Origin of the sequence: Kitasatospora sp. NPDC089797 (genome assembly GCF_040684795.1) — a bacterium.
GTDB lineage: Bacteria > Actinomycetota > Actinomycetes > Streptomycetales > Streptomycetaceae > Kitasatospora.
In genome coordinates, this window is the sequence record NZ_JBFBGS010000014.1 from 149,920 (window position 1) to 163,243 (window position 13,324).

At 75.1% G+C, this 13,324-nt stretch carries 14 protein-coding genes; 5 read left to right on the forward strand and 9 right to left on the reverse strand.

Annotated features, from left to right (window positions below; translation table 11 throughout):
- Positions 1 to 16 precede the first annotated feature (16 nt).
- Positions 17 to 1,642 (reverse strand): MFS transporter, encoded by a 1,626-nt coding sequence (locus tag AB0O91_RS13735; protein WP_363431564.1) that lies wholly within the window; start codon positions 1,640 to 1,642, stop codon positions 17 to 19.
- A complete protein-coding gene (locus tag AB0O91_RS13740) occupies positions 1,639 to 2,202 on the reverse strand; it encodes an XRE family transcriptional regulator (RefSeq protein ID WP_363431566.1) in 564 nt (187 codons plus the stop codon). The genes AB0O91_RS13735 and AB0O91_RS13740 overlap by 4 nt, the downstream gene beginning before the upstream one ends.
- A gap of 179 nt (positions 2,203 to 2,381) precedes the next feature.
- Here AB0O91_RS13740 and AB0O91_RS13745 point away from each other — a divergent pair, with 179 nt between their 5' ends.
- Entirely contained in the window at positions 2,382 to 3,713 is a 1,332-nt protein-coding gene (locus tag AB0O91_RS13745; protein ID WP_363431568.1) for a DUF5685 family protein, read from the forward strand.
- An 18-nt stretch (positions 3,714 to 3,731) separates the two neighbouring features.
- On the opposite strand, the gene AB0O91_RS13750 is transcribed toward AB0O91_RS13745, so the two are convergent.
- Together AB0O91_RS13750 and AB0O91_RS13755 are read right to left on the reverse strand one after the other, a co-directional pair.
- Positions 3,732 to 3,911 carry a hypothetical protein gene (locus AB0O91_RS13750; protein WP_363431570.1) on the reverse strand — a complete coding sequence of 60 codons (180 nt, stop codon included), beginning with the start codon at positions 3,909 to 3,911 and terminating at the stop codon, positions 3,732 to 3,734.
- On the reverse strand, positions 3,901 to 4,044 hold the full coding sequence (locus AB0O91_RS13755; protein ID WP_363431573.1) for a hypothetical protein: 144 nt from the start codon (positions 4,042 to 4,044) through the stop codon (positions 3,901 to 3,903). The genes AB0O91_RS13750 and AB0O91_RS13755 overlap by 11 nt, the downstream gene beginning before the upstream one ends.
- A gap of 177 nt (positions 4,045 to 4,221) precedes the next feature.
- On the opposite strand from AB0O91_RS13755, the gene AB0O91_RS13760 reads away from it, so the two are divergent.
- The gene (locus AB0O91_RS13760) at positions 4,222 to 5,421 is read left to right on the forward strand and encodes an alginate lyase family protein (protein ID WP_363431576.1); all 1,200 of its coding nucleotides are present in this window, start codon (positions 4,222 to 4,224) and stop codon (positions 5,419 to 5,421) included.
- A 77-nt stretch (positions 5,422 to 5,498) separates the two neighbouring features.
- On the opposite strand, the gene AB0O91_RS13765 is transcribed toward AB0O91_RS13760, so the two are convergent.
- On the reverse strand, positions 5,499 to 6,356 hold the full coding sequence (locus AB0O91_RS13765) for an HAD family hydrolase (RefSeq protein ID WP_363431578.1): 858 nt from the start codon (positions 6,354 to 6,356) through the stop codon (positions 5,499 to 5,501).
- Positions 6,357 to 6,800: 444 nt separating this feature from the next.
- Here AB0O91_RS13765 and AB0O91_RS13770 point away from each other — a divergent pair, with 444 nt between their 5' ends.
- Positions 6,801 to 7,700 carry a chitosanase gene (locus AB0O91_RS13770; protein WP_363431581.1) on the forward strand — a complete coding sequence of 300 codons (900 nt, stop codon included), beginning with the start codon at positions 6,801 to 6,803 and terminating at the stop codon, positions 7,698 to 7,700.
- Positions 7,701 to 7,811: 111 nt separating this feature from the next.
- Here the strand turns inward: AB0O91_RS13770 and AB0O91_RS13775 are convergent, their stop codons facing one another.
- On the reverse strand, positions 7,812 to 8,381 hold the full coding sequence (locus tag AB0O91_RS13775) for a TetR/AcrR family transcriptional regulator (protein WP_363431583.1): 570 nt from the start codon (positions 8,379 to 8,381) through the stop codon (positions 7,812 to 7,814).
- Positions 8,382 to 8,496: 115 nt separating this feature from the next.
- On the opposite strand from AB0O91_RS13775, the gene AB0O91_RS13780 reads away from it, so the two are divergent.
- Together AB0O91_RS13780 and AB0O91_RS13785 are read left to right on the forward strand one after the other, a co-directional pair.
- Complete coding sequence (locus AB0O91_RS13780; protein WP_363431585.1) at positions 8,497 to 8,967, forward strand: nuclear transport factor 2 family protein; 471 nt, start codon at positions 8,497 to 8,499, stop codon at positions 8,965 to 8,967.
- Between the two features lie 125 nt (positions 8,968 to 9,092).
- Positions 9,093 to 10,142, forward strand: a complete 1,050-nt coding sequence (locus tag AB0O91_RS13785) for an LpqB family beta-propeller domain-containing protein (protein WP_363431587.1) — start codon at positions 9,093 to 9,095, stop codon at positions 10,140 to 10,142.
- 1 nt (position 10,143) lies between these two features.
- Here AB0O91_RS13785 and AB0O91_RS13790 read toward each other — a convergent pair whose 3' ends face one another.
- The 3 genes from AB0O91_RS13790 to AB0O91_RS13800 form a co-directional block, all read right to left on the reverse strand.
- Positions 10,144 to 10,737 (reverse strand): hypothetical protein, encoded by a 594-nt coding sequence (locus AB0O91_RS13790; RefSeq protein ID WP_363431590.1) that lies wholly within the window; start codon positions 10,735 to 10,737, stop codon positions 10,144 to 10,146.
- Positions 10,738 to 10,829: 92 nt separating this feature from the next.
- Positions 10,830 to 12,020 (reverse strand): hypothetical protein, encoded by a 1,191-nt coding sequence (locus AB0O91_RS13795; RefSeq protein ID WP_363431593.1) that lies wholly within the window; start codon positions 12,018 to 12,020, stop codon positions 10,830 to 10,832.
- A gap of 22 nt (positions 12,021 to 12,042) precedes the next feature.
- On the reverse strand, positions 12,043 to 13,116 hold the full coding sequence (locus AB0O91_RS13800; RefSeq protein WP_363431615.1) for a ThiF family adenylyltransferase: 1,074 nt from the start codon (positions 13,114 to 13,116) through the stop codon (positions 12,043 to 12,045).
- Between the last annotated feature and the right edge of the window lie 208 nt (positions 13,117 to 13,324).

Consider the following 13,324-nt stretch of genomic DNA (forward strand, 5'->3'; position numbering starts at 1 on the left):
ACGGGCCGACCGGCCGTCAGCGGGCGCCTGTTCGCCCTCGGCTCAGGGCGACCGGCTCCCCCGGCGCCGGTTCGCGGGCCGCCGCCCGGCCGGCGAGCACCGAGGCCAGGACGGCGAGTCCGGCCACCGCGGCGCAGACCAGGCTCGCCGCCAGGTAGGCCGAGCGGTGGCCGCCGCCCCCGGCGGTCTCCCGCAGGTACACCCCGGACAGCGCAGAGACCGCGACGGCCGCCGCGATCCGCTGGGCCATCTGCAGGATCGCGCCGCTGACGCCGGCGGCCTCGGCGGGCGCGTGGCGCAGCACGAACGCCTGGTTGGTGGGGGTCATCAGGCCGGACGAGGCGCCGCTCAGCAGTTGGAGCAGGGCGAACAGCCAGGGCAGCACGGCGGTGGGCGCCCAGTGGGCGACGAGTCCGCTGAGCAGCATGGCCAGCGCGGCCCCGGCCATCCCGATGGTGACGGTGCGCCGGCCGATCCGCTGCACCACCCGCCAGGCGAGCGCGGAGGAGACCGCGGTGGCCAGCGCCGAGGGCAGCGAGACCAGGGCGGCGCCCATCGGGGACAGCCCCAGGCCGTCCTGGAGGAACATGGTGAGGACCAGCGAGGCGGCCAGTGCGGAGCCGAACTGGGCCATCGCGGTGGCCGTGCCGAGCGCGTACGGCGCGGAGCGGGTGAGCGCGGGGTGGATCAGCGGGTGGCCGCCGCGCCGGGCGTAGCGGCGCTGCCACCGGGCGAGCGCGCCGAGCAGCAGCAGGGCGCCGGCCCCGAACGCCGCCCAGCCGGCCCAGCCGGGCGGTTGGACGAAGGGCAGCATCAGGGTCAGGGTGAGCGCGCCGACCAGCAGCAGGCCGAGCAGGTCGAGGTCGGCGTGCCGGGTCGCGGGACGGGGCCGGGGCAGGTGGCGGACGGCCAGCACGAGGGTGGCCAGCCCGAACGGCACGTTGAGCAGGAAGGTGATCCGCCAGCCGAGTTCGGGGCCGGCCGCCGCCAGCACCAGGCCGCCGACGGGCGGGCCGAGGGCGAAGGCGAGGCTGCCGGTGACGGCGTACATGCCGAGGGCGCGGGCGCGCAGCTGGCCGTCGAAGACGTCCTGGAGGGTGCCGATCATCTGGGAGTTGACCAGGCCGGCGCCGACGCCCTGGAGCAGGCGGGCGGCGATCAGCACCGTTGGGTCGGTGGCGGTCGCGGAGACCGGGCTGACCAGGGTGAACAGGGCGAGCCCGGTGACGAAGAACCACTTGCGGCCCTTGACGTCGCCGAGCCGCCCGCCCGGGATCAGCGCGAGGCCGAAGGCGAGCGAGAACCCGGCGACGATCCACTGCAGGTGGGCGGGGTGGGCGTGCAGGGTCTCGCGCAGGGCGGGGATGGAGGTGTTCAGGACGGACTGGTCGAGCAGGGTGGTGAAGCCGCCCGCGACGCAGACCAGCAGGACGCGGCGGCCGACGGCGTCGAAGCGCTGCTTCGGCGGCTCGGTCGTCGGGCGGCGGGCTGCCGGACGGCGGGCCGTACGGCGGCGGGCCGTCGGGGCCGGCTCGGGCCTCGGGTGCGGATCGGCCGTCGGGTGCGGATCGGGCCTCGGGTGCGGGTCCGGGGCCGAGGCCGGGTCCGGTATCGGGCCGCCCGGGCCGCCGGCGGCGCTCACGGCTCGACCACCACGAGGGCGTACCGGGCCTCGCCCGGACCGAGGCTGCGGAAGCGGCTGGTGCCGGAGCCGTAGCGCAGGCAGTCGCCGGGGCCGAGCAACTGCGCCTCGCCGTCCAGGGTCAGCTCCAACTGCCCCTCGAACAGCCAGAGGTGGTGTTCCAGCCCGGGCAGACCGGGGCGGTCGTAGGCGATGTCGACCCCGGCGGGGAGTCGGCCCTCGATGATCTCGGCGTGCAGCGAGCCGTGCGGCGGGGAGACCGAGCGGCGGACGAAGCCGGTGGTCGCGTCCTGCCAGTACTGCTGCTCCTCGGCCCGGACCAGCCGGGCCGGGCCGGACTCGACCTCGGCGAGCAGCCGGGACATGGTCCGGCCGTGGACGGCGCAGAGCCGCCCGAGCAGGGCGGCGGTCGGGCTGACCTCGGCCCGCTCCACCCGGGACAGGGTGGACCGGCTGACATCGGCGCGTTGCGCCAACTCCTCCAGGGTCCAGCCGCGTTCGATCCGCAACTCGGCGAGCCGTTGGGCCAGCCGCTCGTCGGCGGCGGTGTCGATTCCCATATTCGTGATGATATCCCGGATCTGGGAGCGCGACCCCGGGCTTCGGTGGGCCCGGTGAAGGTCTCGCGGCGGCTCGGCCCCGATGCGACCGGCCCGACCCGTCGACCGAACCGGTGATCATATGATGTGCGCCGACAAAGTGGCCGGTCAGCGGCCATCCGGCAGGGGGGACCACGATCGTGTTCGGCATCATCAGACCGTGCAGGCACCGGCTGTCCGAGCAGCTCCAGGCGTCCTGGATGGCGCACCTGTGCGGGCTCTGCCTCGCCCTGCGGGACGACCACGGGCAGCTCGCCCGGACCGCCACCAACTACGACGGGCTGATCATCTCCGTCCTGGTCGAGGCCCAGGCCGCCCGGGAGGACTCCTCCTGGCGCCGCACCGCCGGACCCTGCCCGCTGCGCGGCATGCGGACCGCCTCCGTCGCCAAGGGCGAGGGCGCCCGACTGGCGGCCGCCGTCTCGCTGGCGCTCGCCTCGGTGAAGATCCGCGACCACGTCGAGGACCGGGACGGCGTGTTCGCCCGCCGCCCGGTCGCCGTGGGGGCCCGCGCGGTGACCCGGCGCTGGGACCGGCAGAGCGCGGGCAGCGCCGCCACGATCGGCTTCGACACCGCCGTGCTGCTCGACGCCGCCTCCCGCCAGAGCGAGTTGGAGCGCTCACTGGCCCCCGGCGGCTCCGTCCTGCTGGTCACCGAGCCCACCGAGACGGCTACCTCGGCCGCCTTCGCGCACACCGCCGTGATCGCCGGCCGCCCCGGGAACGCCGCCCCGCTCGCCGAGGCCGGCCGCCTGTTCGGCCGGCTCGCCCACCTCCTCGACGCCGCCGAGGACCAGGCCGCCGACGCCGCCTCCGGCGCCTGGAACCCGCTCACCGCCACCGGCACCGACCGGGCCGAGGCCGAACGGCTCTGCCGGGACGCCGTGCACGGCATCCGGCTCGCGCTGCGCGAGGTCGAACTGACCGACCGGTCCCTGGTGCACGTCCTGCTCGGGCACGAGACGGCGAGCGCGGTGGACCGGGTCTTCGGGCGCGCCGGGCACGCGGCGGGCTGCCGCACGGCCGGCACCGGGGCCACAGCCGGTACCGGGGCCGCCACCGGCACCGGCGAGCACCCGCAGGACGCCCCGCCGCGCCAGGTGCCGCCGGGCCACCCCGGCGGCCCGCACCCCGGCCAGGACCCGCACCAGGCGCCCGTGCCCCCGTGGGTGCCGCAGGGCCACGGCTTCGGCCCGCCGCCCGGCGGCAAGCCGCCGCACCCGCGCAACCTGCTCGCCGGCTGCGCGATGTGGGCCCTGATGGCCTGCACCTGCCAGCTGCTCTGCTGCGATCACCAGGACCCGTTCAGCCGGGAGCCCCGCAAGGGCTTCTGCGAGCGGAACGACTGCTGCGACAACTGCGACCCCGGCTGCGGCGACTGCTGCGACTGCTGCAAGTGCTGTGACTGCTGCAGCAACTGCGGCTGTGACAACTGCGGTTGCGACGGCTGCGACTGCGGCTGCGACTGCTGACGGCTCGCCGGTCGGCGATCAGCCGACCGGCGGACCGACGGTCCCACCGTCCTCCTCCGGCGCGGACTCCGGCCGCTCGGACGCCACCGGCCCGGGGTGCCCCCGCAGCACCCCGGGCCGGTCCGCGTCCACACCCTGCCCGGTTCTTCGCCAGAGCGGCACCACCACCGGGTGCGGCACGGCGACCTCAGGCGTCACGGCCCGCCACCTCCCGGTCCGCCGCCAGCGAGTTCTCCAACCCGGCCAGCAACTGCCGGAACCGCTCGGTGTCCTGCTCCGTGATCCGCCCCTCGGGCGCCGCCCCCGGCCACTCGGCCGTCCTGTCGTCCATGGGGGCGACGCTAGGCGGCGGTGATCAACAGGCGATAAACGGAAGGGCTTGGCATGAGCACCCTCCAGTGGTTCAATGCGACTCGCCACTCGTCAGGAAGGTTTCCTAACCAACCCTTCCGCGCAGCCGGCCGACCACCGAGCACGACCTCCTCCCCACCGAGAGGACGACTTCCCCATGGGTCGCACCACCCTCAGGACGCTCATCACCGGGGCCGCACTCGCCGCCCTCCTGCTACCGGTCGCCACCGCCCCCGCCCAGGCCGCCAAGCCCCCCGCGACGGCCGCTCCGGCCGCCTTCCAGCACCCCGGCGTGCTGGTCGGCGCACAGCAACTCGCCTTCATCAAGGGCAAGTTGGACGCCGGGGCGGAGCCCTGGAGCTCCGCCTTCGCCGCCCTGCGGGCGAGCGGGTACGCCTCGCTCGACCGGCAGCCCAAGCCGCGCGCCACCGTCGAGTGCGGCTCCAGCTCGCACCCGAACAACGGCTGCTCGGACGAGCGCGACGACTCGATGGCCGCCTACGCCGACGCCCTCCAGTGGGCGCTCACCGGCGACCAGCGGTACGCCGACAAGGCGATCGCCGTCATGGACGCCTGGTCCGGCGTGATCCAGGAGCACACCAACACCAACGCCCAGTTGCAGACCGGCTGGGCCGGCAACAACTGGGCCCGCGCCGCCGAGCTGATCCGCCACACCGGCGCCGGCTGGTCGGCGGACTCGGTCGACCGCTTCGCCACCATGCTGCGCACCGTCTACGTGCCGGAGCTGACCCCCGGCAGCCCGCGCAAGAACGGCAACTGGGAGCTGATCGAGACCGACGCCCTGATGGGCATCGCGGTGTTCCTCGACGACCGCGGCCTCTTCGACCGGGCCACCGAGCTGTGGCGGCACCGGCTGCCCGCCTACGTCTACCTCTCCTCCGACGGCGACCTGCCGGTGGCGCCGGCCGGCTCCGGGATCCAGGGGCGGTCCGCACTGGTCAAGTACTGGAACGGCCAGTCCACCTTCGCGGACGGGCTGGCCCAGGAGACCTGCCGGGACTTCGGCCACACCGGCTGGGGCCTGGAGGCCGCCGCCCAGACCGCCGAGACGGCCCGGCTGCAGGGTCTCGACCTGTGGGGCGAGGGCCGCGAACGGCTCGTCAAGGCACTGGAGTTCCACACCGCCTACGACAACGGCGCCGACGCGCCGGACTGGCTGTGCGACGGCTCGGTGAACACCGGCCTGGGCCCGGCCGTGCAGCTCGCGTACGACGAGTACCACCTGCGCGAGGGCATCGCGATGCCGCAGACCGAGCAGTACGTGGCCGCGCACAGCCCGTTCGGGGCGAACTACTTCATCGGCTGGGAGACCCTCACCCACACCGACGCGCCCTGACCCCGGGCACCCCTGCCGCGGCGGGCGGGCCGCGAGCCCCGCCCGCCGCACCCCTGCCCGACCCGCACCACCGCCCCTCAGCACTCCGGGAACGACCGTTCCGGGAACAGCCGTTCCAGGACCTCGGCCACGCCGTCCTCGTCGTTGCCGCCGATCACGTGGTCCACTGCCGCCAGCACCTCCGGGTGGGCGTTGGCCACCCCGTAGGAGGTGCCCGCCCAGGCCATCATCGGCAGGTCGTTGGGCATGTCGCCGAACGCCACCGCCTGCTCCGGGGCTATCCCGTGCCGCTGCGCCAGCTCACCGAGCGCAGCGGCCTTGCTCACCCCCCGCGCCACCGCCTCGACCAGCCGCTCGCCGTTGGCGTGGTAGACGTTGACCAGCCCGCCGATCGCCGGCCGGACCAGCGCCAGCAGCTCGTCCGCCGACAGCGTCGGGTGACGGCCCACCAGCTTGGGCGCCGGACGGCCGAACAGCCGTGCGTCGTCGAGGCGTTGCACGGCCGTGTCGGCGTCCCAGTCGCCCGCCTCGTAGCGCGCGTCCCCGGCGATGTCCTGGGCGTACTCGACCGCCAGCCCGATGCCCGGGGCGGCGGCGCGCAGCCGCCGTGCGGTCTCGGCCAGCACCTCGGCCGGGATCGGGCGCTCGGCGACCACCGTCCGGGTGCGCAGGTCGTAGCCGAACGCGCCGTTGGAGCAGATCGCCGTCCCACGGTGCCCGAAGGCCGCCGCGACCTCGCCCATCAGGCGCGGTGGTCGGCCGGTGACCAGGACGACCTGCCCGCCGGCCCGTTCGACCCGGGCGAAGGCGGCGACGGTGCGCGCCGACACGGTGCCGTCGCCGCGCACGATCGTTCCGTCGAGGTCGGTGGCCACCAGCCGGGGCGGCCGGCGCAGCGGGATGACGGTGGAGCGGGCGGCGGCAGGGATGCTCATCGGACGGGACTCTCCGCTGGTCGGGTTCGGTCGGTGTCCCCCGGGTGCGTGCCCGACCGCCCCGGACGGCCGGACGTGCGGTTCCATGGGCGGGTGAGCAGCGTGCGGACCACGGGGTGCGGCGGTGCAGGAGCGTGCGGGCCGGGACCGGCGGTGGCCGGGGCCCTCGACCGCCGGACGGTCGGACGCTATCACCGGCCCGGCCCGTTCGGCGACGGCCGCCGGGGGCGCCCGGGCGCGCCACCGGGGCGCGCATCCGGAGGCCGTGCGGGCCCTGACGCAATTTTATTAGGAAAGTTTCCTTACCGTATGGACCGGCGTCCGCTCCGCCCCCTACTCTGCTGCCGCGAGCTCGCGCTCTTCCCCCACGGCGCCGCCCCGGACCAGCGGCCGCGCCACCCCACTGCCTCCGGCGGTCCCACCCCCGGAGATCGGAGCACTCCCATGCGAGTTTCCCGAAGCCACCCCCTCGCCGTCGCCGCCGTGGCGGTCGCCCTGGCCGCCGGCGCCGCGTGCGCCTCCGGCCCGGCCCAGGCCGCGCCCGACGGCCCGGCCGCCGTGGCCGCCCAGCCCGCCGCGACCGCTCCGCAGGCCCCGGCCGCCCACCGGGTGGCCGCCGGCGGGCTCACCCCCGACCAGCGCCGCCGGGCCGACCAGCTGATCAGCGTCTTCGAGAACAGCACCACCGAGATCCAGTACGACTACGCGGAGAACATCAACGACGGCCGCGGCGTCACCGCCGGCCGGGCCGGGTTCACCACCAACGACGGCGACGCCCTCAAGGTGGTCCGCGCCTACACCGCCGTCTCACCCGACAACCCGCTCGCCCGCTTCATCCCCGAGCTGGAGCGCCTGGCCGCGGCCGGCAGCGGCGACACCAGCGGGCTGCCCGAGGCCGACTACATCGCCGCCTGGAAGCAGGCCGCCCAGGACCCGGCCTTCCGGCAGGTCCAGGACGACCAGGTCGACCAGCGCTACTTCACCCCCGCCATGGACCAGGCCGACCAGCTCGGCCTCGGCACCGCGCTGGCCCGCGCCGAGCTCTACGACGCCTCCATCCAGCACGGCAACGGCAGCGAGTACGACGCCCTGCCCGCGCTGATCAGCCGGACCGTCGCCAAGGTCGGATCGCCCTCGGCCGCCGGTGAACACGCCTGGCTGGACGCCTTCTTCGACGTCCGGGTCGACGACCTGAACAATCCGGCCAACTCCTCCACCGCCGACGAGTGGCGCAAGTCGGTCGACCGGGTCGAGTGCCTGCGCCGGATCGCCGCGACCGGCAACTACGACCTGACCGGCCCGTTCGACATCACCGCCTTCGGCTCCGGCTACACCATCAACTGAGCCCGTCCGCCCTGGAGTCCGGGCGCACGGGGCCGGGTGACGGCGCCCGTGCGCCCGACCCCGGCCGCGACCCACCCGGCCGACCCGGGAGCGTTCCGGAGCGCTCCCGGGTCAGCCCCGGGCCGCGAGGGCGGCGTCCAGCAGCACCCGGGCGGCCGCCCCCGCGTCCGCGGCGGCGCCCGGGTCCCCGTGCACGGCGGCGGTGGTGATGGCGCCCTCGGCGAGCAGCGCGAGCTGGACGGCGGTGCCGGGCGGGGCGCCGACCGCCTCGACCAGAGCGGCCAGGAAGGCGGCGAACTCCTCCTTGTGGTGCCGGGCCGCGGCGGCCACGGCCGGGGTGGTGGCGCCCAGTTCGCCGAAGGAGTTCACGAAGGCGCAACCGCGGAACCCGGGCTCGGCGAACCACCGGCCGAGCCAGTCGAAGACCGCGAGCAGCTGGTCCCGGGGCGCGCCGCCGGCCTGCGCGACGTACAACGCCAGGCCCGCCCGCCAGCGCGCGTCGCGGCGCCGCAGATAGGCCTCGACCAGGTCCCCCTTGGACGGGAAGTGCTGGTAGACGCGGCGCATGGTCAGCCCGGAGGCGGCCCGGACGGCATCCATCCCGACCGCCTGGACGCCCTGCCCGTAGAACAGCTCCTCGGCCGCGTCGAGGATCCGGGTCCGCGGGTCCACCTGTTCCATCTGCCGTGCCTTCCGCCGGGGACTTTGCGTGAGAACGATGATTCTCCTAGGGTAGCGACCATCGTGAGAACGATCGTTCTCACCCGCGGAATGACCGTTCCCGAGGAGCAGCCCCATGGCCGAACCACGCCCTCCCGTCCCGCCCTTCACCGAGGACACCGCCCGCCGCAAGGTCCGGGCCGCCGAGGACGCCTGGAACACCCGCGATCCGCACCGGGTCGCCCTCGCCTACGCGCCCGACAGCCGCTGGCGCAACCGTGCCGAGTTCCTCACCGGCCGGGAGCGGATCGCCGCCTTCCTCACCCGCAAGTGGCAGCGCGAACTCGACTACCGCCTGGTCAAGGAGCTCTGGGCGTACGGCGGCGACCGGATCGCGGTCCGCTTCGCCTACGAGTGGCACGACGACCGGGGCCACTGGCACCGCTCGTACGGCAACGAGAACTGGGAGTTCGACGAGCACGGGCTGATGACCCGCCGACTGGCCTCGATCAACGACCTGCCGATCACCGCCGGGGAGCGGCTGCTGCACTGGCCGCTCGGCCGCCGGCCCGACGACCACCCGGGCCTCACCGACCTCGGGCTCTGAGCACTCCGGCGCCCGCGGCTCCGGCCGGTCTGTGCCACGGCTGTGACACGGTGCGCACCGGCCGCGCACGCGCGGCTGGGAACCTCCTTGTCGACCGTCACAACCGTCCAAGGGGGGACCCGGACATGTCCGTGCGCAACCGATTCGGCACCGCCGCAGCGATCGCTCTGATGACGACCGCGAGCGCGGTCCTGCTCTCCGCCTGCGGCCCCGACAACAGCGACCCCGGGTCCGCCGCCCCCGGCGCGACCGGCACGGCGGCTCCGGGCGGTACGGCACCCGCCGGCGCGGCGCCGGGCGGCGGATCGGGCAGCCCGGCGCCCGGCGGCAAGGAGGTCAACGGCACCTCCGCCGCCAACCACCTGGCCATCAGCACGGGCACCAGGACCGTCGCGATGAACGGCACCACCGTCGACTTCGGCACGGTGGTGCGCGACCTCGCGTGGTCCCCCGACGGCAAGCAGGTCGTCTTCGTCGACGGCAGCGGCAACCTGGTGACCGCCGCCCCCGACGGCAACGGCAAGTCCACCCTCGCCAAGGCGCCGGCCGGCGAGGCCTGGTCCCACCCGACCTGGCAGCACGCCGCGAAGGACCCGAGCGGGAACGACGTGCCCGGCGCGACCGAACGCTTCAACAACATCGTGTTCGCCTCCGCCAAGGGCGGCCTGCTGCAACTGGAGAGTGTCCCCGCCAAGGGCGGCACCCCCCAGGTGCTCACCCCCAGCAGCTCCGAGGGCGGCACCGACAACGGCATCCCGCAGCCGCCGAAGACCGGCAACACCTGGGCCAACGCGGGCGGCCGACAGGGCAGCGTCGCGTACGCCAACACCCCGGCGGACGAGGTGTACGTCTACGACGACTACATCCGCCCGAACACCCACGACATCGGCAAGGGTTCCCAGCCGGCGCTGTCCCCCGACGGGGGGCACGTCGTGTTCGTCCGCTCGGTGAACGGCCACGACCACCTGTTCAGCCGGTCCACCGACTACCAGCAGAAGACCGAGACGGACCTCACCCCCGCCGCCGCCACGGACTACACCGAGCCCGCGTGGTCCCCTGACGGCAGGACGCTGGCGGCCCGCACCCCGGACGGCGTCAGCACCGTGCCGGCCGACGGCTCGGCGGCGCCGACCCGGGTGTCCACCATCAAGGGCCTGCCCTCGTACCGGCCGTGAACTAGCCCCTTCCCGCCGCCCGGGCCAACTCGGCCCGCAGCTCGGCGAGGTGCTCGTCGGCCGACTCGTGCGGCAGGAACTCGACCAGGTCCAGGAAGCGGAACAGCACCCGGGCCCCGGTGACCGCGTACTCGTAGTCGCCGAACCCGACCACCGCCCCCGTCCCGCCGCGCGCCGCGCCGCGGACGGCGGCGGTGGTCAGCCCGTCCGCCGTCTCCCCCGCGGTCACCCTCCGACGGGCGTTGGGCCGGGCCAGGAACGGGCACACCATCGCGGCGTACAGCATGCAGGCGCGGTGCCCCGGGCCCTCCATGGTCGGCGCCAGGTTGCGGTACGGGCGACCGGCCGCGAGCGCCTTCGCGATCTCGGCGCTCTCGGCCGGGCCGACCACCCGCCACACCGGGCCGCGCGCCATGAACGCCCCGCACACCGAGCACTTGCGCTCCACCGCGCAGTCGGCGCTGCGGTCGTGGTCGGTCAGCGCGAACTGCGGCTGCCCGTCCCGCCAGGGCGTGATCGCGGGCACGGGGTACCCGCGCGCGTCCCGGGGGCGCTCCCCCACCTCGTCCGGCACCGGCACCAGTTCGAATCGCACGGCCCTATCGATACCAGCCGCGCGCGCCCCCGGTCGAGCGTCGGACGGCGGGCAGCGCGCAGCGGGCAGCGGGCAGCGGGCAGCACACGCGCCTACCGGTCGGCCCGGGAGCCACGGAGCACGGACCGCAGGGCCGGCCGCAGCTTCGGGCCGTGCCGACGCCACCAGGCCCGCACCCACAGGCCCTGGGTGGCGACCAGGGCGACGACCGTGGCGACGGCGTCGGCCAGCGACAGCGGGTCGGCCGGGCCGCCGAGGGTGTGCAGGGCCCGGGTGAGCAGCACCAGGGTCACTTCGGCGAACACCAGGTAGCCGAGGACCAGCGAGCCGAGCGTGCCCAGCACCATCAGCACCGCGTAGCCGCGCACGATGCGCCGCTCCCGGGGTCGCAGGCCGGTCAGCGGGTCGGGGTGGGCCCGGCCCAGGGCGCGGGCCGCGAGGTGGCGGCAGTGGGCCGCCGCGTCCCGGTAGAGGTTGCGGCAGGACAGCAGGTCCTGGAGCAGGAAGTAGACGTCCGTCCGCATGAAGACCATCAACTCGACCGCCACGGCGAGCAGTTTGCTGAGTGCGAGCAACGACAGCAGCCGGTTCGGGCCGGTGGCGGCCTGGATCAGCACGCAGCCGCCCGCGGTCGCGAGGTCCAGCACCATGCCTGAGAGGTAGACCGTGCAGCGCACCCGCCGGGTGCACTGCCAGATACCCGAGACGTCGGTCTGCATCACCAGGAACTGCAGCCGGGTGCCCAGCCGGATCGTCCCCGGCACCCCGGCCGCGCGGGCGGTCAGCAGGTGGGACAGCTCGTGGACGTAGAGCAGCGCCCAGGTGAGCGCGGCCTGCCCGGCGAGCACGAAGGTGCCCCGGTCGCTCCAGACCAGGTCGTGCCAGCTCGGCCGCAGCTCGGGCCGGACGGTCAGCACCACCGCGGCGGCCGCCGCGACCGCGAGCAGGACCACCGGGACGACCGGGCTGAGCAGCCATCGGACGTGTTCGGTGCGGATCCACGGCAGGCTCGACCGGACCGGCGGGGCGGAGTCCACCGCGCGGCCGTCCACCGAGCGGACGAAGCCCAGCGCGGTCAGCGAGTCGACGAAGGGGGCGACGGCCAGTCGGCGCCCGGTGTCGGCCCGGATCCGCGCCGCCGTCTCGGCCACCGTCAGGCCGGACCGGAGCAGTCGGATGGCCTCCACCCCGTCGGCCGGCAGCGCCACGAAGTGGCCGGTGTCGGCCCGGCCGACGATCCACTCCCCGGCGTCCGCGCGCATGCCGAGCGGGTGGAATTCCACCAGCGCGTCACCACGGACCGTCTCAGCCACGGCAGTTGGGGCAGTCGGGGCGGCGCGCGTGGCGGACCAGCGGCTGGTCGTCCGGGGCGATCAGGTTGACCGTCCGCATGTAGCCCGGGGCCAGCCGGGCCGTCCCGGTGAGCAGCGCAATCACCTCGTAGCCGACCAGGTTGCCGGAGATCCCGGCGGAGGCCGAGAGCACGCCCCGGCCGCCGAGCCGGGGCGGCGGGCCGGCCGACAGCCGGGCCTCCTCACCGGCCGCGACGCACTGGAAGCAGGGGCCCTCCCGGGTGAAGGTGCCCACCGAGACGAACGGGCCGTTGTAGCCGCCGCCGACCCACGGCACCCCGGTCTCCGCGCACACCTCCGAGGCCCAGCCGCGGATGGTCTCGCTGTCGGGCTCGTCCGCGCACAGCGCGAGGACGTCGTGGCCGGCGACCAGTGCGGCGAGCGCGGCCCGGCCGTCCACCGTCCGGGTGTCGTGGGTGACCTCGATGCCCGAGTTGGCGGCGCGCAGCCGCTCGGCGGCGACCTCCGCCTTGGGACGGCCGAGGTCGGCCTCGGTGTACAGCACCTGGCGGGTCAGGTTGGAGGCTTCGACCCGGTCCGGGTCGACGCAGTGCACCCGGCCGACCCCGGCCGCGGCGAGCGCCCAGGCGGCGTGGCTGCCGGTGCCGCCGACGCCCAGCACCACCACGCTCGCGGCCTTGAGCCTCAGTTGGGCGTCCCACTGGTTCTCCCGGGGCCGCAGGTCGGTCCGGCGGAAGAAGGCCTGGTTCCTGGCGTAGCGGTCCTGTTCGGCCGCGCTGAGCAGGTCGGTGGTGGCGCCGGCCGCGTCCTCGACGTACCCGGTGCCGATCAGCCCGTGGACCAGGCGGACGGCCTGGGCGGGCGTCAACTCGGGGTGCGCGGAGCACAGTTCGGTGACGATCCGGTCCTCGCCGCGGGTGCCGTCGAGCAGCCCGAGGGCCGTCCAGACCCAGCCGTGCGGGTCGCGGATCTCGGCCCCGAGGCCGTAGAGCTCGCCGCCGATCCGCACCGAGCCGTCGTCGGTGCGGTACGGCAGGTGGTCGAACTTGACCTGTGGAAGTCTCATCAGGGCTGCTCTCCCCGGGAGTTGGTTCGGTGTCCGGGCGGACGGCCGGACGGGCGGACGGGCGCTGGATGGTGACGCGGACGCCGGGCGATGCCCCGGACCGTGGCCGGTGACGCGGACGTGCCGGCGGCAGGAGCCAAGCCACCGGTACCCGTCGTGCACGCGGACCGGGCCTCGGTATCCCTCGGGCGGTCGTTCGTAGCCGTCC

Coding starts and splice junctions, on each gene's coding strand:
- AB0O91_RS13740 (WP_363431566.1), bottom strand. CDS start 2,202: ATGGGAATCGACACCGCCGCCGACGAGCGGCTGGCCCAACGGCTCGCC.
- AB0O91_RS13755 (WP_363431573.1), bottom strand. CDS start 4,044: ATGGACGACAGGACGGCCGAGTGGCCGGGGGCGGCGCCCGAGGGGCGG.
- AB0O91_RS13760 (WP_363431576.1), top strand. CDS start 4,222: ATGGGTCGCACCACCCTCAGGACGCTCATCACCGGGGCCGCACTCGCC.
- AB0O91_RS13765 (WP_363431578.1), bottom strand. CDS start 6,356: ATGAGCATCCCTGCCGCCGCCCGCTCCACCGTCATCCCGCTGCGCCGG.
- AB0O91_RS13770 (WP_363431581.1), top strand. CDS start 6,801: ATGCGAGTTTCCCGAAGCCACCCCCTCGCCGTCGCCGCCGTGGCGGTC.
- AB0O91_RS13775 (WP_363431583.1), bottom strand. CDS start 8,381: ATGGAACAGGTGGACCCGCGGACCCGGATCCTCGACGCGGCCGAGGAG.
- AB0O91_RS13780 (WP_363431585.1), top strand. CDS start 8,497: ATGGCCGAACCACGCCCTCCCGTCCCGCCCTTCACCGAGGACACCGCC.
- AB0O91_RS13785 (WP_363431587.1), top strand. CDS start 9,093: ATGTCCGTGCGCAACCGATTCGGCACCGCCGCAGCGATCGCTCTGATG.
- AB0O91_RS13800 (WP_363431615.1), bottom strand. CDS start 13,116: ATGAGACTTCCACAGGTCAAGTTCGACCACCTGCCGTACCGCACCGAC.